The organism is Blautia sp. HCP3S3_B11, assembly GCF_052064435.1.
Lineage (GTDB): Bacteria > Bacillota > Clostridia > Lachnospirales > Lachnospiraceae > Blautia_A.
The window spans coordinates 1-22,359 of record NZ_JBQHVP010000018.1 but is presented as its reverse complement, the minus strand read 5'-3'; the positions used below and the strand labels follow the sequence as shown (position 1 = coordinate 22,359).

The 22,359-nt window shown below is 43.1% G+C and carries 24 protein-coding genes; 23 read left to right on the top strand and 1 reads right to left on the bottom strand.

The genetic code is table 11. From position 1 onward, the window contains the following. The first annotated feature begins 183 nt into the window (after positions 1 to 183). The 23 genes from ACTNC0_RS14035 to ACTNC0_RS13925 all read left to right on the top strand — a co-directional run bounded on the left by ACTNC0_RS14035 (position 184) and on the right by ACTNC0_RS13925 (position 21,739). Positions 184 to 771 (top strand): type IV toxin-antitoxin system AbiEi family antitoxin domain-containing protein, encoded by a 588-nt coding sequence (locus ACTNC0_RS14035; RefSeq protein WP_178855273.1) that lies wholly within the window; start codon positions 184 to 186, stop codon positions 769 to 771. Further along, positions 768 to 1,664 (top strand): nucleotidyl transferase AbiEii/AbiGii toxin family protein, encoded by an 897-nt coding sequence (locus ACTNC0_RS14030; RefSeq protein WP_235249702.1) that lies wholly within the window; start codon positions 768 to 770, stop codon positions 1,662 to 1,664. Before ACTNC0_RS14035 ends, ACTNC0_RS14030 begins: the two co-directional genes overlap by 4 nt. 80 nt (positions 1,665 to 1,744) lie before the next feature. Beyond that, positions 1,745 to 2,215 carry a phage terminase small subunit P27 family gene (locus tag ACTNC0_RS14025; protein WP_441087867.1) on the top strand — a complete coding sequence of 157 codons (471 nt, stop codon included), beginning with the start codon at positions 1,745 to 1,747 and terminating at the stop codon, positions 2,213 to 2,215. Next, positions 2,215 to 3,843 (top strand): terminase large subunit, encoded by a 1,629-nt coding sequence (locus ACTNC0_RS14020; RefSeq protein ID WP_441087866.1) that lies wholly within the window; start codon positions 2,215 to 2,217, stop codon positions 3,841 to 3,843. Before ACTNC0_RS14025 ends, ACTNC0_RS14020 begins: the two co-directional genes overlap by 1 nt. 61 nt (positions 3,844 to 3,904) lie before the next feature. Next, positions 3,905 to 4,318, top strand: a complete 414-nt coding sequence (locus tag ACTNC0_RS14015; protein WP_441087865.1) for a hypothetical protein — start codon at positions 3,905 to 3,907, stop codon at positions 4,316 to 4,318. Positions 4,319 to 4,343: 25 nt separating this feature from the next. Beyond that, complete coding sequence (locus ACTNC0_RS14010; RefSeq protein WP_441087864.1) at positions 4,344 to 5,387, top strand: type II TA system antitoxin MqsA family protein; 1,044 nt, start codon at positions 4,344 to 4,346, stop codon at positions 5,385 to 5,387. Between the two features lie 63 nt (positions 5,388 to 5,450). Next, positions 5,451 to 6,764: a phage portal protein gene (locus ACTNC0_RS14005; protein ID WP_441087863.1), complete on the top strand. Its 1,314-nt coding sequence runs from the start codon at positions 5,451 to 5,453 to the stop codon at positions 6,762 to 6,764. Then, entirely contained in the window at positions 6,764 to 7,510 is a 747-nt protein-coding gene (locus ACTNC0_RS14000; RefSeq protein ID WP_441087862.1) for a head maturation protease, ClpP-related, read from the top strand. The genes ACTNC0_RS14005 and ACTNC0_RS14000 overlap by 1 nt, the downstream gene beginning before the upstream one ends. A gap of 40 nt (positions 7,511 to 7,550) precedes the next feature. Continuing rightward, a complete protein-coding gene (locus tag ACTNC0_RS13995; RefSeq protein WP_441087861.1) occupies positions 7,551 to 8,771 on the top strand; it encodes a phage major capsid protein in 1,221 nt (406 codons plus the stop codon). 102 nt (positions 8,772 to 8,873) lie between these two features. Next, positions 8,874 to 9,152 carry a head-tail connector protein gene (locus ACTNC0_RS13990; protein WP_441087860.1) on the top strand — a complete coding sequence of 93 codons (279 nt, stop codon included), beginning with the start codon at positions 8,874 to 8,876 and terminating at the stop codon, positions 9,150 to 9,152. Positions 9,153 to 9,165: 13 nt separating this feature from the next. After that, positions 9,166 to 9,507: a phage head closure protein gene (locus tag ACTNC0_RS13985; protein ID WP_441087859.1), complete on the top strand. Its 342-nt coding sequence runs from the start codon at positions 9,166 to 9,168 to the stop codon at positions 9,505 to 9,507. A gap of 2 nt (positions 9,508 to 9,509) precedes the next feature. Continuing rightward, on the top strand, positions 9,510 to 9,890 hold the full coding sequence (locus ACTNC0_RS13980) for an HK97 gp10 family phage protein (RefSeq protein WP_441087857.1): 381 nt from the start codon (positions 9,510 to 9,512) through the stop codon (positions 9,888 to 9,890). Further along, on the top strand, positions 9,887 to 10,216 hold the full coding sequence (locus ACTNC0_RS13975) for a hypothetical protein (protein WP_441087855.1): 330 nt from the start codon (positions 9,887 to 9,889) through the stop codon (positions 10,214 to 10,216). The genes ACTNC0_RS13980 and ACTNC0_RS13975 overlap by 4 nt, the downstream gene beginning before the upstream one ends. Before the next feature lie 14 nt (positions 10,217 to 10,230). Next, the gene (locus ACTNC0_RS13970) at positions 10,231 to 10,815 is read left to right on the top strand and encodes a major tail protein (protein WP_441087854.1); all 585 of its coding nucleotides are present in this window, start codon (positions 10,231 to 10,233) and stop codon (positions 10,813 to 10,815) included. 67 nt (positions 10,816 to 10,882) lie between these two features. Next, positions 10,883 to 11,260: a hypothetical protein gene (locus ACTNC0_RS13965; protein WP_441087853.1), complete on the top strand. Its 378-nt coding sequence runs from the start codon at positions 10,883 to 10,885 to the stop codon at positions 11,258 to 11,260. Continuing rightward, positions 11,257 to 11,430, top strand: a complete 174-nt coding sequence (locus ACTNC0_RS13960) for a hypothetical protein (RefSeq protein ID WP_441087852.1) — start codon at positions 11,257 to 11,259, stop codon at positions 11,428 to 11,430. Before ACTNC0_RS13965 ends, ACTNC0_RS13960 begins: the two co-directional genes overlap by 4 nt. Positions 11,431 to 11,444: 14 nt before the next feature. Further along, complete coding sequence (locus ACTNC0_RS13955) at positions 11,445 to 14,276, top strand: phage tail tape measure protein (RefSeq protein ID WP_441087851.1); 2,832 nt, start codon at positions 11,445 to 11,447, stop codon at positions 14,274 to 14,276. 2 nt (positions 14,277 to 14,278) lie between these two features. Next, entirely contained in the window at positions 14,279 to 14,641 is a 363-nt protein-coding gene (locus tag ACTNC0_RS13950) for a hypothetical protein (RefSeq protein WP_441087850.1), read from the top strand. 124 nt (positions 14,642 to 14,765) lie between these two features. Further along, positions 14,766 to 16,259 carry an ATP-dependent nuclease gene (locus ACTNC0_RS13945; protein ID WP_441087849.1) on the top strand — a complete coding sequence of 498 codons (1,494 nt, stop codon included), beginning with the start codon at positions 14,766 to 14,768 and terminating at the stop codon, positions 16,257 to 16,259. 104 nt (positions 16,260 to 16,363) lie between these two features. Then, positions 16,364 to 18,325, top strand: coding sequence for a hypothetical protein (locus tag ACTNC0_RS13940; RefSeq protein ID WP_441087848.1), 1,962 nt, complete (start codon positions 16,364 to 16,366; stop codon positions 18,323 to 18,325). Between the two features lie 6 nt (positions 18,326 to 18,331). Then, positions 18,332 to 19,732, top strand: a complete 1,401-nt coding sequence (locus ACTNC0_RS13935; RefSeq protein ID WP_441087847.1) for a hypothetical protein — start codon at positions 18,332 to 18,334, stop codon at positions 19,730 to 19,732. A gap of 85 nt (positions 19,733 to 19,817) precedes the next feature. Next, a complete protein-coding gene (locus ACTNC0_RS13930; RefSeq protein ID WP_441087846.1) occupies positions 19,818 to 20,237 on the top strand; it encodes a phage holin family protein in 420 nt (139 codons plus the stop codon). Positions 20,238 to 20,239: 2 nt separating this feature from the next. After that, positions 20,240 to 21,739 (top strand): glucosaminidase domain-containing protein, encoded by a 1,500-nt coding sequence (locus ACTNC0_RS13925; RefSeq protein WP_441087845.1) that lies wholly within the window; start codon positions 20,240 to 20,242, stop codon positions 21,737 to 21,739. Between the two features lie 102 nt (positions 21,740 to 21,841). On the opposite strand, the gene ACTNC0_RS13920 is transcribed toward ACTNC0_RS13925, so the two are convergent. Beyond that, on the bottom strand, positions 21,842 to 22,359 hold a 518-nt coding region (locus tag ACTNC0_RS13920), incomplete at its 5' end, for a tyrosine-type recombinase/integrase (protein ID WP_441087844.1).

Genomic DNA, 22,359 nt, shown 5'->3' with positions numbered 1-22,359 from the left:
ACGGCGGGTGGGTGTTGCGTGTGCAGTCGCGAAATGGAATATGGGGGTAGCTCACTGAAAATCCATTGACAAATCGTTAAATGATTATTATAATTTAAATGAAATTCGGCAAAATAACAAAATGCCGAAAAATATTTAAATAATTATCACGAATTTGGATATACTGGGATTGAGGTGAGAAAGATGACAAAGACTGCACAGATTTCCAATGACCAAATGATTTTTTCAGTTCAAGAGCTGAAAGATAAAGGGTTTTCCTATTATAAAATCAATCAGATGGTTGACCAGGGGATCCTGATAAAACTGAATAAAAAGTATTATGAAAATGCAAATTTTGATGGTGAGGGATCGGATTTCTACTATGCCTATGCATTTGTACCAGACGGAGTAGTTTGTCTGCTGAGTGCAGCTGTGTATTATAATCTGTCTACTTATCGACCGGATGCTATTGATGTAGCAATTCCGAGAAAAGCAAAGGTATCAACTCTACCGGATTGGCCGGAACTGAATGTATGCTATTTTACAGATGACCGATTTGATGTTGGTATCGAGACCGTAGAGGATGGAAATAACAGATTTCGTATATATGATATTGAGAAAACTGTTGTTGATATCGTTTTCTATAGGGAAAAAATCGGAATTGAAGAAACGAAAGAAGTTCTTACAACCTATCTGCATCGGAGTGACCGTAATCTGAATAGGCTAATCAGATATGCGGAGATGCTCAAATGTGGGGATGTAATGAAAATGTATCTGGAGGTGCTGGTATGACAAACGCTATATCCGTAAAGGACAGATTAAAGAAACAGGCGATAGAAGATGGAAAGACTATGCAGGATAAGCTGGTCACATATGGTTTGGAGAGAACAATATATAGATTATCTGTTTCAAATTATGTGGAGAGATTTACACTAAAGGGCGGTATTTTTTTGTATGCATTATTTAATGGAGAGTATGCTCGTGCAACAATGGATATTGATCTTTTGGCACAGCGTATTCCAAATGATGCTGAAGAAATGAAGAAAGTATTTAATGATATTTTTTCTATAGAGTGCGATGATGCGTTGAGATTTGATTTGAATACGCTTGAGGTTATCAATATAACCGAATTCAAGGAGTATCACGGAGTAAATGTATCTATTATGGGATATCTGGATAGAACCAAGGTCCCGGTATCAATAGATATTGGTTTTGGTGATGTGGTGTATCCAGAAAGAGTGAAAATGGAGTTCCCGGTTCTGCTGGATATGGAGGTTCCGCAAGTATATGCCTATTCTATTTACTCCGTCATAGCAGAAAAGTTTGAGGCTTTTGTTTCTCTGGGCCTTGCAAATGGTAGATATAAGGATTTCTATGATATCTATGTTTTGGCTGACAGATATAATCTTAATGGTGTGGAATTAAAGAATGCGATTGTAGAGACCTTTACCCATCGAGGGACCGGTTTTGATGATATTGCAGCTTTTGATGATGATTTTACCAAGGATGAGACAAGGCAGAGAAGATGGAGAGCCTTTATCAAAAAGAAGAAAGCACTGGTGAAAGTAGAATTTGAAGAAACTATGCAACTGCTAAAAGAATTATTGCTGCCCATCGTGGATTCAATTCATAACGATAATTCCTTTGAGCATACATGGAGTAAAGAAACAAAAAGCTGGATGTAATTACATAAAATTAGTAATAGGGATCGTGCAGAAATGTATGGTCCTTTTATTATTCAAAAAAAGAGGAAGGAGGGATTCCGATGGCTGGAAGAAAGCCAAAGCCTACGGCAGTAAAGAAATTGGAAGGCAATCCGGGCAAAAGAAAACTGAATAGCAAAGAACCGGTTCCGGCAAAGGGAATACCTGCTTGTCCTGACTGGTTAATGCCAGAAGCAAAGAAGGAATGGGAGCGTTTGGCTGAACTGATGAATCAGATGGGTGTTCTTACAGAAGTGGATATGGCAGCGTTTGCTGCATATTGTCAGTCTTATGCAAGATGGAAGGAAGCGCAGGAGCATATTACCTCCGGTGGTTCTACTTTTGAGACTGATAAAGGATATCAACAGCAGACACCTTGGGTTGGAATTGCAAATACCAATCAGAAGTTGATGCTGCAGGCGGCATCAGAGTTTGGTCTTACGCCATCTTCACGAAGCAGAATTATTGCAGGTAATAGTAAAGGGCAGGAGCCAGAAGATGAGATGGAGGCTTTACTTGGGGGTGATTCTTAATGGCAAAGGAAACAAGGCCTAAGGATTACCCAAAGCTGAAAAATTATAAGCCGACAAGATTTATGCTTCCGACTTCTCATTATGATAAGAAGAAAGCGGATAGAGCAGTAACCTTTATTGAAAATCTATGTCACACAAAAGGCAAGTGGGCTGGTACAAGGTTCTGGTTATTACCTTGGCAGGAGCAGCTGATCAGAGATATCTTCGGCATTGTTAAAGCTGATGGAAACAGACAATTTAGAACAGCCTTTGTTGAGATTTGTAAGAAGGTAGGTAAGAGCGAACTGGCAGCAGCTATCGCTCTTTATTTATTGTATGCAGACAATGAACCAAGTGCTGAAGTATATGGTGCAGCAGCAGATAGGCAGCAGGCATCAATCGTATTTGATGTTGCCCGTCAGATGGTTGAGATGTCACCGGCTCTTATGAAGAGAAGCAAGCTGATGTCAGCCACAAAACGTATCGTCAATTATGGTAATGCCGGGTTTTACCAGGTGCTTTCAGCTGAGGTTGGAAGTAAGCATGGATTTTCGATTTCGGGACTTGTGTTCGATGAAATTCATACACAGCCGAATCGCCAGTTATACGATGTGCTCACAAAATACAGTTCCGATGCGAGACAGAATCCGCTTCATTTTATTATTACCACCGCCGGTAATGACAGACATTCAATTGCTTTTGAGTTACACACTAAGGCGATTGATATTTTGGAAGGCAGACGTGTGGATCCGACATTTTATCCGGTGGTCTATGGACTGAAGGATGATGAGGACTGGGAAGATGAAGCAAACTGGTACAAGGTAAATCCTTCTCTTGGATATACGGTTGATATTGAGAGACTGAGAGATGCTTACCGTGAGGCAAAGCAAAATCCGGCTGATGAAGTCACATTCAAGTGGCTTCGTATGAATATGTGGGTTAGCTCCACAACATCCTGGATACCTGATGCAATCTTTATGAAAGGCAATGAGCCTATTGATATGAGATTGCTGGAGGGAAGAGATTGTTATGCAGGACTGGACTTATCCAGTACTGGAGATATTACAGCTCTGGTACTTATATTTCCACCGAGAAATTCAGATGATAAATATATTCTGGTGCCGTACTTCTGGGTGCCGGAAGAAACGATTCCACAAAGGGTGAAGGCGAATTCAGTTCCGTATGATGTATGGGAGAAACAGGGGCATTTGATGGCTACAGAAGGAAATGTGATTCACTATGATTTTATTGAAAAATTTGTTTGTGATCTGGGTGAGAAATATCACATCCTGGAAATTGCAGTGGACAGATGGAATGCGACTCATATGATTCAGAATCTGGAAGATGCCGGATTTACAATGGTGCCCTTTGGACAGGGCTTCGCAAGTATGAGCACGCCAACCAAGGAGTTCTACAGACTTCTGATGGAAGGTCAGATTGTTCATGCAGGACATCCGGTACTTCGATGGATGGCTGGAAATGTGGTGATTGAGACGGATGCTGCGGAAAATATTAAGGTTACCAAGGCAAAGTCAAAAGAGAAGATTGATGGAATTGTTGCTTCCATTATGGCTCTGGACAGATGCCTGAGAAACCAGGGTGAGCCGCAGGGAAGTGTTTACGATGAGAGAGGATTGTTAATCTTGTAATCTACTTGACAAACTATCAATTGACTAGTATACTATCAATTGATAGTAGAAATGTTCGGAGGTGGTTATAATTTTCCTTAGTACACAATCGAAAAAGAGAGAAGTCATTGCATTTCTGGATGAATTAAAGTCGATACTGGAGAATGCAGATTTTGATATAGATACAGATCTTACTTTGATTAGCAAAAAGAAACAGGGTCAAGATCAAAAATATTCAACACCATATACTTTATTGGATCTTGATTACGATACGGAAGATGTAGTAGAGCGGCTGAAAGAACTTACCGTAGCAGAATATTCTGAGACCAAAATAGATAAAGACGATTTGAATCCGCCATTATTGTTTGTTTTTGGGAAGGATATAAATAGTAAGCTTGTATATGTGAAGTTAAAGATTAAAGGAGATCAGCAGAGACATGTATTATGCGTGTCGTTCCACTACGCGAAGGAGAAAATGACATTTCCTTACGCATAATGGAATTGCAAAGGAGGTAAGAAAAATGGAGGCCAACACATTATTAAGAAAGGTTCATATGAATTGTCCTTTATGCGACAAGACACATGAAGTTGAAGAAAGAAAACGTGTTACATCAATTGTATTAAAGGGAGAAGAAGTAACCTACGAGGAGAGGTTTTATTTTTGTGCCAATGCGGACGAAGATGAGAATGAATTTGAAACGGGAACTATGACCAATGAGAATCTCTTAAATGCTAGAAACGCATACCGTATTAAGAAAGGCTTGCTTACATCTTATGAGATAGTAGAGATAAGAGAAAGCTATGGGCTATCCCAGGTTGATTTGGCAAAACTTCTGGGATGGGGAGAGGCTACTATTTCTCGTTACGAGAGTAAAGCGATTCAAGATGAGGCTTATGATACCATGCTTCGTCTAATTAAGGATAATCCACTTCAAGCATTAGAATTCTTAAAAAAGAATGCGGATAAATTTACTCCACTGAAGAGAATGGAAATAAAGTCAAAAATCGTTGAAAAGCTTGATTCATATGGAAAGGAATATCTGACACGCCAAACTTTTGAAGGTGAGTATGCTAATTTTGAAGAACCGTCTGATTCAAATGGTTTTACGGTTTTGAATATTGATAAGATAGAGGCAATGATTTCCTACATTGCGGAGAAAGTATCAAACTTATTTAAGGTAAAATTGATGAAAATGTTGTGGTATTCGGATGTTCTGTCATTCATTGAGAATGGCTTTGCTATGACTGGTATGGTATATAGACATGAACCAATGGGAGCCTTGCCTATAGGACATTATAGTTTGATGAATCTTGAAAATCTCAACATTAAAGAAGAGATGAGCTATAACTATGATACGATGCTTCATGTTTATCCCACTGTTGGAATGGATTATTCTATATTAAATGATAGAGAAAAGGCTATTCTGGATAAGGTGATTGAGAAATTCAAAAATTATAAGGCGAAGGATATTGTAGATTATATGCATGAAGAAAAGGCATATAAGGAGACGAATGCGGGAGAGATTATTCCTTTTAGCTTGGCAAAAGAAATAAGAAGTTTTTAAATAAAGTTTTATTGAAGAGGGCACTTGCAGAAATGTAAGTGCCTTTTTGTATGGAGGTAAATGATGAGCGTGTTTAGCAAATTGTTTCGTGGAAGGGATGCTCCCACTGATAGAACTTCCGGTAGTGCGTATTCATTTTTTATGGGTGGAAGTACTTCTGGAAAAAGAGTAAATGAAAGAACAGCGATGCAGATGACGGCGGTCTACTCCTGTGTGAGAATATTGTCAGAGGCGGTGGCTGGACTTCCATTACAGTTTTACAGATATACAGCAGAAGGAGGCAAGGAAAAGGCGGTGGATCATCCACTTTATTTTTTGCTCCATGATGAGCCAAATCCGGAGATGACAAGCTTTGTATTCCGTGAGACCTTGATGACGCATTTGCTCCTCTGGGGGAATGCGTACAGTCAGATTATTCGAAATGCGAGGGGCGAGATTATTGCACTTTATCCGCTGATGCCGGACAGGATGACAGTGAATCGTGACGGGGATGGACAGATCTATTACGAGTACAACATGAGCACGGATGATGCTCATACTTTGAAGGGTTCTACGGTGAGTCTGCAGCCACATGATGTTCTTCATATTCCGGGATTAGGATTTGATGGGCTTGTGGGTTATAGTCCAATTGCGATGGCGAAGAATGCTATTGGTATGGCGATTGCCTGTGAAGAGTATGGAGCAAAGTTCTTTGCCAATGGTGCAGCTCCGTCCGGCGTGTTGGAGCATCCGGGAACTATCAAGGATCCTTCAAGGGTTCGTGAGAGCTGGCAGTCAACCTTTGGTGGTTCTGCCAATGCCAATAAGGTTGCAGTATTGGAAGAAGGTATGAAATACACACCGATTTCCATCAGCCCGAATGAAGCACAGTTTTTGGAAACAAGAAAATTTCAGATTGATGAGATAGCTCGAATCTTTAGGGTACCGCCTCACATGGTCGGTGACTTGGAGAAGTCGAGCTTTTCTAATATTGAGCAGCAGTCGCTTGAATTTGTGAAGTACACTTTGGATCCCTGGGTGGCAAGATGGGAGCAGGCTATGGTCAGAGCCCTTCTTACGCAGGAAGAGAAGAAGACTTACTTCTTTAAGTTTAATGTGGACGGTTTGTTAAGGGGAGATTACCAAAGCCGAATGAATGGCTATGCAACAGCAAGGCAGAACGGCTGGATGTCAGCGAATGATATCCGTGAGCTTGAAAACCTTAACCGCATTCCGGAAGAGGCCGGTGGTGATTTGTATCTCATCAATGGAAATATGACGAAGCTTGCGGATGCAGGAATATTTGCTGCAGGTGCATCTGAATCTACTGCTTCAGAGCTAGAAGAGACTCAAAGCAGGGATAAGCCACCTGAGCAGAGAAAGAGAGGATACAGTTAATGAAGAGGAAATTTTGGAACTGGATACAGAACCAGGATGAGGGCGAACTCGAATCGAGGACGCTCTTTTTGAATGGAGAAATTTCAGATGAAACCTGGTACGGGGATGAGGTTACTCCAAAGCTTTTCAAAGATGAGCTGAACATGGGTAAGGGTCCGATTTCAGTCTGGATCAACAGCCCCGGCGGTGATGTGTTTGCTGCAGCTCAGATTTACAACATGCTGATGGATTATCCCTACGATGTGGCGGTCAAGATTGACGGACTTGCGGCTTCGGCGGCTTCAGTTATAGCAATGGCTGGAACTACGGTGGAAATGAGTCCTGTTGCAATGATGATGATTCACAATCCTGCGACTATCGCAATCGGAGATTCTGAGGAAATGAAGAAGGCGGTAAGGATGCTGGACGAAGTGAAGGAATCCATTATGAATGCTTATGAGATCAAGACTGGTCTTGCAAGAGACAAGATTTCAAAGCTTATGGATGCTGAGAGCTGGTTCAATGCGAAAAAGGCGGTTGAGCTTGGCTTTGCAGATAAGATCCTGTTCAGCGATGGACAGGGTGATGTAACTAATGATGCTGGTGAGGGAATTGCGCTCAGCGATGAGATGAGTGCTCCTGTGATGTTTTCAAGACAGGCGGTTATGAATTCCATGCTTTCCAAACTGATTCCACCAAAGAAGCCAGTGGAGAAGCGTACTCCGGTAGATCAGCTGGAGAAGAGACTTAGCTTGTTATCGCATTGATAGCAGGCTTTTTTAGTACAGAAAATGGAGGATTTTCAAGATGAGCAAGATTTTAGAACTTAGAGAAAAAAGAGCAAAGGCATGGGATGCTGCAAAGCAGTTTCTTGATGCCAAGAGAGGTGCAGACGGTATGCTCTCCGAGGAAGACACTGCAACCTACGACAAGATGGAACAGGATGTTATGAATTTAGGTAAGGAAATCGAGAGACTTGAGAGACAGGCTGCGATTGATGCGGAGCTTTCTAAGGCTACAAGTACTCCACTTACCGGAAAGCCGGGTGCAAAGATGGGAAAAGATGAGGTTGAAAAGACAGGACGTGCTTCTGATGAGTATAAGGGTTCCTTCTGGAATGCGATGAGAGTTAAGGCTCCTATGCCTTCTGTGCTTAATGCACTTCAGGAAGGTACCGATTCAGAGGGTGGCTACTTAGTGCCTGATGAATTCGAGAGAACACTTGTGGAAGCACTTGAGGAAGAGAACGTATTCCGTACTCTTGCACATGTGATCAAGACTTCCAGCGGTGACCGTAAGATTCCGGTTGTTGCTTCTAAGGGTACTGCAAGCTGGGTTGATGAGGAAGGTGCTTACACCGAATCTGATGATGCATTCAGCCAGGTATCTATCGGTGCTTACAAGCTTGGTACCATGATTAAGGTTTCCGAGGAGCTTCTTGCTGACAGCGTGTTTGACCTTGAAGCATATATTTCCAAGGAGTTTGCAAGACGTATCGGTGCAAGAGAGGAAGATTCCTTCTTCAATGGCGATGGCAAGGGCAAGCCGCTTGGTATTCTTGCAGCAGCCGGTGGTGCTGAAGTCGGTGTGACAGCTGCTTCTGCAACTGCCATTACTGCAGATGAGGTGATTGACCTTTTCTACAGCCTGAAGGCGCCTTACCGTAAGAATGCGGTTTGGTTACTGAATGATGCGACTGTGAAGCAGATCCGTAAGCTTAAGGATACTACTGGTCAGTATTTATGGCAGCCTTCTCTGGTTGCAGGTACTCCGGACACGATCCTTGGAAGACCTGTGAAGACCTCTGCATTCATGCCTACTGCGGCTGCCGGTGCAAAGACTATCGCCTTCGGTGATTTCAAGTATTACTGGATTGCAGACCGTCAGGGCAGAACCTTCAAGAAGCTGTCCGAGCTTTATGCAGCGAATGGCCAGGTCGGATTCATGGGAACTCAGAGAGTCGATGGTAAGCTTATCCTTCCTGAAGCAATCAAGGTCCTTCAGCAGAAGACTGGTTCCGGATCATAAGGAACGGAAAATAACTGAGCCCCTGGAAATCTTCGGATGCCCATGAAAGCTTACTCTTTGCGAGAGTGTGAGAAAGGCAAGGTTTAAGAGAGGTGATGTTTGATGGCAGTAGTTTCATTGGAAGAGATGAAGAATTATCTGCGGGTGGACTTTGATGACGATGATGCACTGCTTGAAGGCATCATTGTTCAGAGCCAGCAGATTTGTATGGATGTGGCAAGGTTTTCAGACTTTGAAGATTTTGAGAAACAGCCTGTGAGTAAGATTGCGGTGATGTATGCGGTGGCTTATCTGTATGAACACCGTGAGGATGCAGACCACAGAGCACTTACTGTTGGACTCAGGGCTTTGCTTTTTGGAATCAGAGAGCCTGAATTTTGATGGGAGGTAGCCGATGGACATTGGATTATTAAATGAGAAGGTTACTTTTCAGAAGAATACTGTGATTACAGATTCTATCGGAAATCATAAGAATGGCTGGGAAGATTTCTATACCTGTCACGCCACGATTGGCGGTGAGGGTATGGCAAGCTCCAAGGAAAAGGAAGAAGCCGGAACCATTGTTGAGGATGTCGGAATGACGGTGACAATCAGGTACTGTCAGAAAGCATGCGAGATTGGTTCCACTACTCACAGACTTATTTTCAGGGATGAGATTTATGATATCACGAACGTGGATCATATGAATTTCAAGAAGAAGTGCTTGAAATTCAGCTGCAGGAAAGTGAGGCGGTAAGCATGGCAACGGACAGATGCAGGATTGACCAAATGGCTCATGTCATTATGGAAGGTTTGCAGGAATACGCTGATCTTGCGACAGAGGATATGAAGGCCGCTGTGAAGAAAGCAGGCAATAAAGCCAAAAGTGATGTACAGGCAGGTGCTCCGGTTAAGACCGGTAAGTATAAAAAGAGTTGGGCTGTAAAAACGACCAAGGAAAATGCAAATGCGATGGAAGTTACAGTGCATTCCAAGAACAGATATCAGCTGGCTCACCTGCTTGAATTTGGACATGCCAAGCGTGGTGGTGGCAGAACGAGAGCCTTTCCGCATATCGCTCCGGCAGAAGCAGCTGCAGCTGAACTTTTGGAAAGAGAAGTGGAGGCGGCATTGAAATGACAATAGAAAACTTAGTGGAGATGCTGCAGAAGACTGGCATCCCTTTTGCCTATGACCATTTCGCAGAGGGAGAGAGCCCTAAGCCACCATTTATCTGTTATCTCCTGCCGGGCAGTAATAACTTTGCTGCAGATGGGAAGGTGTATTTCAAGATTAATCAGGTGAGGATTGAGCTTTACACGGACAGTAAGGACTTGGCTGTGGAGCGAAAAGTGGAAATGGTAATGGATGAGTCCGGTATTTTTTATAACAAGAGTGAAGTTTGGATCCAGAGTGAGAAGCTTTATGAGGTGCTTTATTCATTCGAGGTTCCTTTTACAGATTAAGGAGGATTTTGATTATGGCTAAGAATAAGGTCAAATACAATCTTAAGAATGCACACTACGCAATGCTTAAGTTGGATGAAGAGGGTGTGGTTTCCTTCGATAAGCCTGTGGCATTGCCAGGTGCAGTTTCGATTTCTCTGGATGCCAATGGAGAACCGGAGAATTTCTACGCGGATGGTACTGCATATTATGTTATCAATAACAACATGGGTTATGATGGAGATTTGGAGCTTGCGATGATTCCTGAAGATTTCAGGGTGTCTGCTTTGAATGAAACACTGGATGATAACAAGGTCCTGATCGAGGATGCGAATTCTGAGTTGAACAGATTTGCACTTCTTTTTGAGTTTGATGGAGATGTGAAGCACATCCGTCATGTGCTTTATAACTGCTCTGCAAGTAGGCCCGGTATCGAGGGTAAGACTAACGAAGAGAGCAGAGAGATTCAGACGGAAACTCTTACTATCAAGGCTACACCTCTTCCTTCCGGTGTGGTTAAGGCTAAGACCGGTAATGAGACAGACAGTACAGTTTATACCGATTGGTACAATGCGGTTTATATGCCGACCATTACCGGTGTGAACACAAGTGAAGAATAAGAAGTGGTGAGCTGGGGCAGAAATGTCCTGGCTCTTTTGCTTAATGTGGAAAGAGAGGGCTTATTTTATGAGCATGATTAAGAATATCGAAATTGACGGAAAGCAGGTGCCTTTCAGAGCAAGTGCTGCGATTCCGAGAATATACAGGATGAAGTTCCAACGAGATATCTACAAGGATCTGGCTTCTTTGGAGAAGGCGATTGACAGCAACAGCGAAGAGGTGAGCAACCTGGATTTGTTCTCTCTGGAGATGTTTGAAAACATTGCCTATGTTATGGCGAAGCATGCGGATCCGAATATTCCCGATACACCGGAAGAGTGGCTTGATGCTTTTAATACGTTCAGTATTTATCAGGTGCTTCCAAAGATTATTGAGCTTTGGGGATTAAATGTCAGATCGGATGCTGAGGCTAAAAAAAACATCGTGCAACAGACCGCCAGATGACAACACCGCTGTTTCTGCTCCGATGCGTTCAGCTGGGAATCTCGATTCGGGATTTGGATCTTTTGACCATCGGAATGGTGAATGACATGTATGTGGAGAGCGGAAATGACCAGGATGCGGACAAGAAGTACAGTGTGATTGCTACACAGGCTGATTTTGACCGGTTTTAGAAGGGAGGTTCGGTATGGCTGCATCGAGAATTAAAGGTATCACTATTGAAATCGGCGGCGATACCACGAAACTTCAGACAGCATTAAAGGGTGTTAATACCGAAATCAGAAATACACAGGCACAGCTTAAGGATGTGGAAAAGCTTCTTAAGTTGGATCCTGGTAATACAGAGCTTTTGGCTCAGAAGCATAAGCTGCTTGGAAATGCGGTTAAGGAAACGAAGGAGAAACTGGAGACCTTAAAGACTGCGGCGGAGCAGGCAGAGAAAGCATTAAATGATGGAACCATTTCCAAGGATCAGTATGATGCTCTGCAAAGAGAGATTATTGAAACTGAGAATGAGTTAAAGAGATTGGAAGAGCAGGCGAATCAGTCTGCCACGGCATTACAGAAAATTTCTGCTACCGGTGAGAAGTTAAAGGATGTAGGCAGTAACATTGAGGAAGCAGGAAAAAAGCTTCTTCCGGTTACGGCTACCGTGACTGCTCTTGGTACTGCTTCTGTGAAGACTGCGGCTGATTTTGAAATTGCCATGAGTAAGGTGGCGGCAGTATCCGGTGCAAGCGGAAAAGAGTTGGAAGACCTGACTGCTAAGGCCAGGGAGATGGGAAGTAAGACTAAGTTTTCTGCATCCGAGGCGGCTGAGGCTATGAATTACATGGCAATGGCTGGCTGGAAGACAGAGGATATGCTTTCCGGTATTGAAGGCGTTATGAATCTGGCGGCTGCTTCCGGAGAAGATTTGGCGACCACATCTGATATCGTGACAGATGCACTGACTGCCTTTGGATTGTCGGCTCAGGATTCCGGGCACTTTGCTGATGTGCTGGCGGCGGCAAGTTCTAATGCGAATACAAATGTATCTATGATGGGTGAGACTTTTAAGTACTGTGCACCGATTGCAGGTGCTTTGGGCTTCTCTGTCGAAGATACTGCAGAAGCCATTGGACTTATGGCGAATGCAGGTATAAAGTCCACCCAAGCTGGTACGTCCCTTCGAACCATTATGACAAATCTTTCCGGAGAGGTTAAGATTTGTGGGGAAAACATTGGTGAGGTGACAGTTGCCACCACCAATGCAGACGGTTCCATGAGGGATTTGTCAGATATTCTGGCTGACTGTAGAACTGCCTTTAGTGGTTTGTCAGAATCGGAGAAAGCAGCTGCGGCGGAATCACTGGTAGGAAAGAATGCCATGTCAGGGTTCCTTGCACTTATGAATGCAGGAGAAGGAGATATTGCGAAGCTCTCAGGAGCGATAGATAACTGTAACGGTGCTGCGCAGAGTATGGCAGACACTATGAATAATAACCTGGAAGGTCAGCTCACCATACTGAAATCTCAGTTACAGGAGCTGGCCATTTCTTTTGGTGAGATTCTGTTACCAGCGGTGAAAAAGATTGTTGGTTGGGTGCAGGGATTTATTAATGTGCTGAACAGTCTGCCGGACGGCGTAAAAGAAACCATTGTGACGGTTGCACTGATTGCTGCGGCACTTGGGCCGGTACTGATTATCATTGGAAAAATCATTACGGCAGTGGGTACGATTATGACCATTGTGCCAAAGGTTGTGGGTGTGATTAAGGCAGTAAAGACAGCATTTTTGGCACTGAATGCGACTATGCTTGCCAATCCGATTGTGCTGATTATTGCAGCCATTGCGGCCTTGGTGGCAGCGTTTATCTATCTTTGGAATAACTGTGATGAGTTCCGGCAGTTCTGGATAGATTTGTGGGAAAGTATCAAGGAGATTGCGGTTGCAGTTTGGGAAGCCTTGAAGGAATTCTTTGTGGCTGCTTGGGAGTTTATCAAGACTACAGCGGAAACGGTTTGGAATGCTTTGGCTTCTTTCTTTACCGGACTTTGGGAAGGAATCAAGAATACCTTTACTACCGTTGTGAATGCAATCAGCACTTTTTTATCGACTATGTGGAATACCATCAAGTCCGTTGCAGAGACTATCTGGAATGCAATTTCCACTTTCTTTACCACTATTTGGAATGGAATCAAGACCGTGGTGACCACGGTGGTTACGGCGATCAGTACCTTTCTTACTACAGCCTGGAATACTATTAAGACAGTAATTACAACAGTGCTGAATGCTATCAAGACAGTATTTTCTACAGTATGGAATTCCATCAAAAATGTGGTTACCACAGTGGTAAATGGCATCAAGAATACCATCACGACGGTTTGGAACGGCATTAAGAACACGGTGACTACCGTTGTGAATGCCATTAAGACGGCGGTGTCTACTGCTTTCAGTTCCATGTGGAATGGCATAAAGAGTACAGTCAGCGGTATCTACAATACCATCAAAAATGGATTTAACAATGCAGTGAATTTCATTAAGAATCTGGCTTCTTCGGCTTTCAGCTGGGGAGCGGATATCATCAATGGAATTGTGAATGGTATCAAGTCCTGCATCGGTAAGGTGAAGGATGCGGTTTGCAGCGTAGCTGACACCATCAAGTCCTTCCTGCATTTCTCTGTGCCGGATGAAGGACCTCTTACGGAGTACGAGAGCTGGATGCCAGACTTTATGTCCGGATTGGCAAAGGGTATTGAGAAGAGCAAGGGAATGGTAAAGGATGCAGTGAGCGGTCTTGCAACTGATATGGTGGTGAATCCTCAGGTGAATGCAGGTCAGATGGCTATGGCTGGCGGTGGTTCTGTGACAAGTGCAGATATGAGTAGTTTTGTGTCGGCGATTAAGGATGCGGTTACTTCTGTTAATGGTGGAAGCGGGGATATTGTGATTCCTGTGTACCTTGGTGGTACGATACTGGATGAAGTAATTGTAAATGCACAGCAAAGAGCTAATCTAAGAAGTGGAGGAAGGTAACAATGGCATTTTTTCAGTATTTGAATTTTGACGGCGTGGATCTTCCTCTGCCGGATAGTTATGAAGTAGATATGACAGATAAGGAAGCAGACAGTGGTGGGGAAACAGAGGCAGGAACCGTACAGAGGGATGTGGTTCGTACCGGTGTGGTGACCATTTCTGTTTCCTTTTCTGTTACCCAAAAGTGGCTGAGACTACTGACCGGGTATAAACAGCAGGAGAAGATAGGAGTGAGATTCTTTGATCCGGAGACTGCAAGTTTGAGGCAGACGGAAATGTATGTGGAAGGATTCAAGGCGAAGCTTAAGAAGGATACAAGTTATAAGGGATTATGGATTGTGAACGTTACTTTGAAGGAATATTGATGCAAATAACAGATGACTGATATGGTCGTTCGTGATAAAATAAAAGCCTACTGAAAGCATTCAGAAGTTGGTGAACCGTCATTGGTTTAGTGACTAAAGTTATACATGTATGGAGGCATCACATATGAGTATTCATTTAATAATAAATAAGCTTAAGAATATTGAGCACGCTGATTTATCTCTGCCATCAGAAAAAGGAATGTATGCGATAGTTGGTGAAAATGGATGCGGCAAAAGTACTATTATGCTCGCATTGTCTTTGATGATTAAAAAATCATCTAATAAGTTATTATCTGAAAATGATTTGTCAAGAGATAGCTCGGTCTCTTTGGAAATTGAACAATCATCAGATCTCTGGCGTTTTAAGGATAATAGATTAGTTACAGATGTAACTGAAATGTATAAAGGGCATTCTGTTATGGGAACGAATATTACAATTCAGGGATTTTATGAGGGAAGTATTTTCTTTGGCACTAGATTTAACGATTATAGTTTAGTCGATAATTTTATGAGAAATGCTGATTTGGATGAAACACTCATTGAAGCGGACGATTTTGTCAAAGAGACATTAGGGTATATTTTGCATAACAATAAATCATATTATTCATCTTTATTGAAGGTTAAAAATCGAACGCTAGCAAAACAATACAATTTTAGAGGTATGCCATATTTTAGAAAAATAGGAGACAGGTATATTAGTCAGTATCGAATGAGTAGTGGTGAAAGTATGCTGATTTCACTGATTGATTTCATTAATAATCTTGTTGTGAGAAATTCGGGAACAGATAAGCTTCTATTTTTGATTGACGAAGTTGAGCTTGCATTGCATCCAAGTGCAATTGACAGACTTGTTGAAGTACTTAATGGACTTATAAAAGAATCATCGACTGAACTAATTGTTTATTTTTCAACGCATTCCGCTGAATTGCTCCATCGTATTTCAAGTAAAAATATATTTTTGCTTGAAAATTATGACGGAAATGTTATTTGTACTAATCCCTGCTACCCTAATTATGCAATAAGAAACTTATATGTTCCAAATGGATTTGATTTTCTGTTGCTAGTAGAAGATCCATTGGCTAAGGCTCTTGTTGAAAAGATAATAAGAACCAACAATCTTGGCAAAAGTAAGCTTATTTGTGTCTTGCCAGCAGGCGGTTGTAATCAGATGTTGCAACTTCATCATGATATGATTACTTATAACACACTTGGTGTTGGAAAGAGAATTATTAGTATTTATGACGGAGATGTTAAGCAAGAGATTTCAAAAAAAGATGAATACAAAAGCCTTCCTAAATGCTTTTTGCCAATTCCGAGCATAGAGAAATATTTGAAGGCAAAGCTTATAGATACACCTGATTTGAAATTTATTAAAATGATTGGAGACAAGTATTTTACGCAGAGATCATTGCAGAATATTTTGCTTGATTATAAAAATGATCCTCGGACAAAAAATAACACGGATAATGATGGAAAAAATTTGTATAAGGTGTTGTCTTCCAATCTTTATAAATCGGGCATTGATGAAGATCGCTTTGTAATGTATCTGTGCGATGACATATTTGATTACGAAGATTTAAGTAAATTTACAGGTACACTATCGACTTTGCTAAGTTAATATTGTTAGATTGTTTAAAATTATAACAATAATAATTTGTTGTTTTTAGGTATGAAGGACATCAGCTATGGCTGGTGTTTTTCTTATGGAAGGAAGGTGGTCTTTTGTATCCGGTGAGTGAAGCATTCCTGCAGGCGGTGCAGGAGAACACAAGAAGGTATTATTGGACAGGAAGGATAACGACAACGAAAGGTGCCACGTATGAGTTTGGTGCTGATGATATTGTAAAAGGAAGTGGTTATATTTCCAGTCAGTGCTGTGGGTCTACTGAGATTGAATTTGGTACGGTGTATGCAGCGGAGATGGGGATAACGCTCTTATCTGATATTGACAGATATACTTTAGAAGATGCCACGGTTGAACTGTTTTATCATTTGAGATTGGCTGATGAGTCCTATGAAACTGTGCCAATGGGAATCTTTGAGGTATCAGAAGCGAACAGGACGGTGAAGTGCCTGGAACTGAAAGCCTATGATTACATGCTCCGGTTTGATAAGAGCTTCAATGGCTTTGAAACCATAGGTACGGTGTATGATTTTGTGAATCTGTGCTGCAAGGCCTGTAAGGTGGAGATGGCACAGAGCCAGGCAGATTATGAGGCGATGCCGAATGGTACGGAGCTGCTTTCCATTTATACGGAGAATGATATTGAGACCTATCGGGATGTGCTCTACTATGTGGGGCAGGTTCTTGGTGGGTTTTTCTGTATCAACCGAGAGGGGAAGCTGGAACTAAGGAAGTATGCCAATGAACCGGTGATGGAGCTGGAGACAAAGCACCGTTTTACCAGCAGCTTTTCCGATTTTGTCACAAGATACACGGCGGTTTCTTCTACCAACATGAAAACGGAAACGGCAGAGTATTATCATCTGGATCCGGATGATGGGCTGACACTGAATCTCGGTGTGAATCCGCTGTTGCAGTTTGGTCTGAAAGAAACCAGAGAGCAGTTGTGTATGAATATTCTGAATGACCTGGCGGTTGTGGATTATGTGCCTTTTGATTCGGATACCATAGGAAATCCTGCTCTGGATTTAGGAGATGTGATCCGGTTTAGGGGCGGACAGGCGGATGAAAACAGGATATCCGCCATTACTTCCATGCAGTGTAAGATTGGTGGAAAGCATACGCTGAAAGGGATTGGTAAGAATCCGAGACTGGCACATGCAAAGTCAAAGAATGATAAGAACATAAGCGGGTTGCTGAACCAGATTATAGATAATAAAGAGGCGGGCAAGATTGGTATTCATACCTTTACCAATGCCAGCACTTTTACGGTTGGCGAGAGTGATGTGAAGATTATTTCCATCGAATTTGCACCGAATGAAGCGGTTATGGCGCAGTTCTTTGGATCTGTGATTGTGGGAGTGAATGCAGACCAGGTGGAAAGGTCTGTGGTTGCAAGAGGGGATGTGATGATTCCTTCGGTGGAAGTGGAAGAAGTTTTGGCAGAGGGTACTGCAGGTAATGAGGAAACTACGGATAGCGGAACAACTGATAGCGATGCTGCGGGGACTGATGTTGTGGATGAAACCGGTGGAAGTTCGGATAGTGCTGTTGCAGCAGAGGAGCCTGTTGTGATTGGCAAGACAAAAGAACAGACATTATCTGTGGAACTGCCTGTGGTCTGGAAGGAAGATGGGCAGGTGGTGGTTCATTTTACCTTTGAGTTCAATGACAGCATCATTGAGATTCATCAGCCGGAAGAAACCTGGCATTCCGGAAAGCATTCCATCATGCTGTATTATCCGATTGAAAATCTGGTTGCCAATTACAGAAACATTTTCAATGTGTATGCCAGGGCAACGGGGGGAACGGTTACGGTGGATACCGGTGACTGTCTTGCTGCGATTATGGGTCAGTCTATGGGTGCCGGGGAAGCCTGGGATGGTGAGATTAAGATAGAGGAAACCATTATGAAAGTAAAAGTCGGTGGTGTGCTTCAGATGACCGCTGTTGATGAGAATATCACCTGGAAGATTGATGAGCTTGTGAAGAGAACCTACAGTGATGTGGTTCCTGGAAGATTTGGAATCGGCGCATTTGCAATGCCGGTGGAAAGGTAGGTAAGGATGAAGCTGAAAGGTAATATGGTCATCGAGATGATTGACGATGCCACTGGGGAAGTGGTGGAGAGAGTACAAGAAGAAAATATGGTGACAAATGCGGTAAATCATATCCTGGGATTGAATCCTATGGGTATTTTTTATTCTGTGGCCGGGGAGTATGATACCCATCTTCTCTGGAATGATAACATGCTTCCTATCTGTCCTAACATGATTGGGGGCATACTGCTCTATTCGGAAGCTTTGACAGAGGATGCGGACAATATTTATCCGTCCACGGCAAAACTCCCGGTGGCATATGCATCCAACGATGTCAATGCTACTGCGGATGTGGCAAGGGGAAGCATGAATCTGACGGAGAGTAAGCCACTTGAAAATGGGTATCGTTTTGTCTGGGAGTTTACACCCAGCCAGGGGAATGGAACCATTGCTGCGGTGGCACTGACTTCCAAGCAGGGCGGTGTGGCAGCTTATGGCAGTATGGAGAATTCCAAGGCTGCTTTTTACCAGATCATGGAGACCAGACTGGAAACGCAGACCGTGGAAGAGCTTGCGGAGCTGTTCAGTGCGGTGGAGGTGGATTTTGAGAACAATATCCTGATCAATATTCGATTCCAGGATAGTTCCGTGATCATCCATAAGAGAAGGCTTCCGGTGTTTACACTGGGGCTGAATGACAGGCTGAATGATACGACGAATGACTTGCTGGAAGAGAAGGTCATTACCTGCAGTACCTTTAAGTTCCTTGGAAGCTATACGCCTTATGGGGATTTTCTGGACGGGCATGACGGGTACTGGTATGGGTTTGCCAATCAGGCGAATTCTTCTGGAGATGCCAAGATGTACTGGGTGAAGATTAAAAAGGATGATTACACCATGACAGAAGGTGTATGGACACTGTCCAATGCCTGCCTTAAGGCGATTGGAAGCTTCAAGGTGGATACCTATGCCCAGAGATCTGTGAGAGGTGTTATCCGTAATGGCTATCTGTATCTGACGGCTTATGACGATGCAGGCATTTATAAAATCAATCTCAGTAATTCCACGGATGTGACTTTAATTCCCTTTGGATTTACGTCAGAGGGAAAATCGCAGACCGGTTCCGGAACCTGTGCCAATTATCTGTTTATGGTGAATGACCTGATCATCGGATGGGATTATCAGATTAAGCCGGATGATACAGTGGTGCAAACTGTGGGAAGTACAAGACTTCTGAATCTGGGTACTCCTGTGTTCCAGTACAAGGAGTTTTGCTTTGGCTGGGGCGGTAACTATGGTTCGGATTACAGAATGTGCTTTCTGCTGACACCGTATCTGGCAAGTATCAATAACTTAAGTACTGCCGTTGTGAAGACTACGGATAAAACGATGAAGATTACTTATGAGCTGACGGAAGAGGCCAGCTGATAGGGATAGCATTTTGGGATTAGGCAGTTGCTCTAAGATGGGCAGCTGCTTTTTCTATACAATTTTTTAAGGAGGATGAGAGGATATGAAAGAGTTTTGGAGTATGGTGCAGTTGGTGTTTACGGGAATCGGTGGCTGGCTTGGCTACTTCCTTGGAGGGTGTGATGGTTTGATAATTGCATTGCTTTTATTTGTGGTGGCGGATTACATCACGGGAATTATGTGTGCGATTGCTGACAAGAAGCTTTCTTCGGAAGTCGGTTTCAAGGGGATTTGCAGAAAGGTACTGATTTTTATGCTGGTAGGAATTGCAAATGTTTTGGATGTGCAGGTCATCGGAAATGGTTCCATTTTGAGAACGGCAGTAATGTTTTTTTATCTCAGCAATGAGGGAATTTCTTTGCTTGAGAATGCAGGACATTTGGGATTGCCGATACCGGAGAAGCTTAAGAAGGTGTTGGAGCAGCTGCATGATCGCAGTGAAGAGGATAAGGATGGTGAGTAAGAATGGGATATAAAAACAGTTCACTTGTGGCTTATACGAAGCTTAGTCCGAATCATTCTGGACAGCGTACCCACAAGATTGACAGAATATCACCGCACTGTGTTGTAGGACAGTGCAGCGCAGAAGGCTTGGGGGATTGGTTTTACAGACCATCCACCCAGGCCTCTTCTAATTATGGCATTGATAAGGATGGCAGGGTTGGAATGTATGTGGAAGAGAAGAATCGTTCCTGGTGTACTTCCAGCAATGCCAATGACCAGAGGGCGATCACGATCGAGTGCGCTTCCGGCAAGGTAGAGCCTTATGTTATGAATGAGGTGGTCTATGACAGGCTGATTGATTTGTGCGTGGATATCTGCCAGAGAAATGGAAAGAAGAAGCTGCTTTGGTTTGGAGATAAGAAGAAGTCTTTGAACTATCAACCGAAGGAGGATGAGATGCTCATCACGGTTCACAGGTGGTTTGCCAATAAGAGCTGTCCGGGAAACTGGCTTTATGCAAGACTTGGAGATCTAGCTGCAAAGGTTACGGCTCAGCTTGGTGGTGGAAGTGCAGAAGTGATTCCTTCCGGTATGCAGGCAAGAGAGTTTCAGAATTTCACAGAGGCTCAGGTGATTGCAAAGGTGGGTGCACTTTTTACGGCTGATCAGAAGAAGAGCGGTATCCTTGCATCCGTATCTATGGCTCAGTTTATCTTGGAGAGTGGTTATGGTAAGAGCGAGCTTGCGCAGGGGGCTAATAACTGCTTTGGAATGAAGAAGAGTCTTAGCGGAAACACCTGGGGCGGTTCTACTTGGGATGGCAGTTCTGTTTATACCAAGAAGACTCAGGAGCAGAATGCTGACGGAAGTTACGTGACTATTACTGCTGATTTCAGAAGATACAGCTGTGTGGAAGATTCCATTGCAGACCATAGTGCTTATCTGCTTGGAGCCAAGAATGGCAGCAAACTCAGATATGAAGGACTTAAGGGATGCATCGATTATAAGAAGGCAGCACAGATCATCAAGAATGGCGGCTATGCTACGAGTCTTACTTATGTGGACAAGCTCTGTAGCATTATTGAGAGATGGAAACTGACTCAGTACGATGTGGTAGGTGAGGCTTCTGATGTGGTGAAGTATTACAGAGTAAGGAAGAGTTGGGATGATGTAAAATCTCAGCTTGGTGCTTATACGATTCTTGCCAATGCAAAGGCTATGGCTGATAAGCATCCGGGATATGAGGTTTATGACTGGAACGGCAAGCAGGTTTATCCTGAGGTGGTGGAAGGTGCTGCAGGTGGGATGAGCAATGCGGATTGTCCGTTTATGGTGAAGGTGAGTATTCCAGATTTGAATATCAGGAAGGGTAGCGGAACTAATACAGCTAAGACAGGCATTTGCACAGGAGTTGGAGTATTTACCATTATGGAGGTGAAGAGCGGAAAAGGCTCTGATGCTGGATGGGGTAGATTGAAATCTGGAGCTGGGTGGATTTCCCTTGATAATGTTGAATTATAGATTATCGAGGTTATCGTAAATATAGAGTTATCGTAAAAGAACTGTATGGACAGTCTATGGAAAGACTTTTTTCTGACAAACTTTTACGATAACTCTTGCCTGCTACCGTAAGCCACAGAGTTGCTTCAGCAGTGTTTCATCATTAACAGTGTAGCGCTCCGGGTTAAGTAATTCTTTCAGCGGATCACTTTCAGGGATGGCTTTTTCTATTGCCTTTCGTTTGATTTCTGTGTCGGCGTGTGCGTAAATCAGTGTTGTTTCGAACTGTGCATGTCCAAGCCACTGGGAAATGAGTGTCAGTTCCACCCCGTTCTGGTATAATGCCATTGCCCATGAATGGCGGAACAAATGTGGATGGACGTTTTCGGGCACTTCGCTACAGACCTCACGGGCCATTTTCCCATATTTCCGCACAATGCTTCTAACATTAGCCTCAGTCATACGCTTCTTTGCGTTGCCGCGAACCGTGAAAAACAAATGATCTTCCGAAAATTGCGATTCATCGGCATGAAATTTTAAGAGATACTGTTCCAGATGTTTTACGACGTCATCGCGCAGGGGGATGACACGGGCTTTGTTTCCTTTTCCATGAAGAATAACGCGCGGTGAATCTCCGATCT

What these genes read in the sequence shown, in the direction of transcription:
- ACTNC0_RS14035 (WP_178855273.1), top strand. Translation starts at nt 184, where the DNA reads ATGACAAAGACTGCACAGATTTCCAATGACCAAATGATTTTTTCAGTT.
- ACTNC0_RS14030 (WP_235249702.1), top strand. Translation starts at nt 768, where the DNA reads ATGACAAACGCTATATCCGTAAAGGACAGATTAAAGAAACAGGCGATA.
- ACTNC0_RS14025 (WP_441087867.1), top strand. Translation starts at nt 1,745, where the DNA reads ATGGCTGGAAGAAAGCCAAAGCCTACGGCAGTAAAGAAATTGGAAGGC.
- ACTNC0_RS14020 (WP_441087866.1), top strand. Translation starts at nt 2,215, where the DNA reads ATGGCAAAGGAAACAAGGCCTAAGGATTACCCAAAGCTGAAAAATTAT.
- ACTNC0_RS14010 (WP_441087864.1), top strand. Translation starts at nt 4,344, where the DNA reads ATGGAGGCCAACACATTATTAAGAAAGGTTCATATGAATTGTCCTTTA.
- ACTNC0_RS14005 (WP_441087863.1), top strand. Translation starts at nt 5,451, where the DNA reads ATGAGCGTGTTTAGCAAATTGTTTCGTGGAAGGGATGCTCCCACTGAT.
- ACTNC0_RS14000 (WP_441087862.1), top strand. Translation starts at nt 6,764, where the DNA reads ATGAAGAGGAAATTTTGGAACTGGATACAGAACCAGGATGAGGGCGAA.
- ACTNC0_RS13995 (WP_441087861.1), top strand. Translation starts at nt 7,551, where the DNA reads ATGAGCAAGATTTTAGAACTTAGAGAAAAAAGAGCAAAGGCATGGGAT.
- ACTNC0_RS13990 (WP_441087860.1), top strand. Translation starts at nt 8,874, where the DNA reads ATGGCAGTAGTTTCATTGGAAGAGATGAAGAATTATCTGCGGGTGGAC.
- ACTNC0_RS13985 (WP_441087859.1), top strand. Translation starts at nt 9,166, where the DNA reads ATGGACATTGGATTATTAAATGAGAAGGTTACTTTTCAGAAGAATACT.
- ACTNC0_RS13980 (WP_441087857.1), top strand. Translation starts at nt 9,510, where the DNA reads ATGGCAACGGACAGATGCAGGATTGACCAAATGGCTCATGTCATTATG.
- ACTNC0_RS13975 (WP_441087855.1), top strand. Translation starts at nt 9,887, where the DNA reads ATGACAATAGAAAACTTAGTGGAGATGCTGCAGAAGACTGGCATCCCT.
- ACTNC0_RS13970 (WP_441087854.1), top strand. Translation starts at nt 10,231, where the DNA reads ATGGCTAAGAATAAGGTCAAATACAATCTTAAGAATGCACACTACGCA.
- ACTNC0_RS13965 (WP_441087853.1), top strand. Translation starts at nt 10,883, where the DNA reads ATGAGCATGATTAAGAATATCGAAATTGACGGAAAGCAGGTGCCTTTC.
- ACTNC0_RS13960 (WP_441087852.1), top strand. Translation starts at nt 11,257, where the DNA reads ATGACAACACCGCTGTTTCTGCTCCGATGCGTTCAGCTGGGAATCTCG.
- ACTNC0_RS13955 (WP_441087851.1), top strand. Translation starts at nt 11,445, where the DNA reads ATGGCTGCATCGAGAATTAAAGGTATCACTATTGAAATCGGCGGCGAT.
- ACTNC0_RS13950 (WP_441087850.1), top strand. Translation starts at nt 14,279, where the DNA reads ATGGCATTTTTTCAGTATTTGAATTTTGACGGCGTGGATCTTCCTCTG.
- ACTNC0_RS13945 (WP_441087849.1), top strand. Translation starts at nt 14,766, where the DNA reads ATGAGTATTCATTTAATAATAAATAAGCTTAAGAATATTGAGCACGCT.
- ACTNC0_RS13935 (WP_441087847.1), top strand. Translation starts at nt 18,332, where the DNA reads ATGAAGCTGAAAGGTAATATGGTCATCGAGATGATTGACGATGCCACT.
- ACTNC0_RS13930 (WP_441087846.1), top strand. Translation starts at nt 19,818, where the DNA reads ATGAAAGAGTTTTGGAGTATGGTGCAGTTGGTGTTTACGGGAATCGGT.
- ACTNC0_RS13925 (WP_441087845.1), top strand. Translation starts at nt 20,240, where the DNA reads ATGGGATATAAAAACAGTTCACTTGTGGCTTATACGAAGCTTAGTCCG.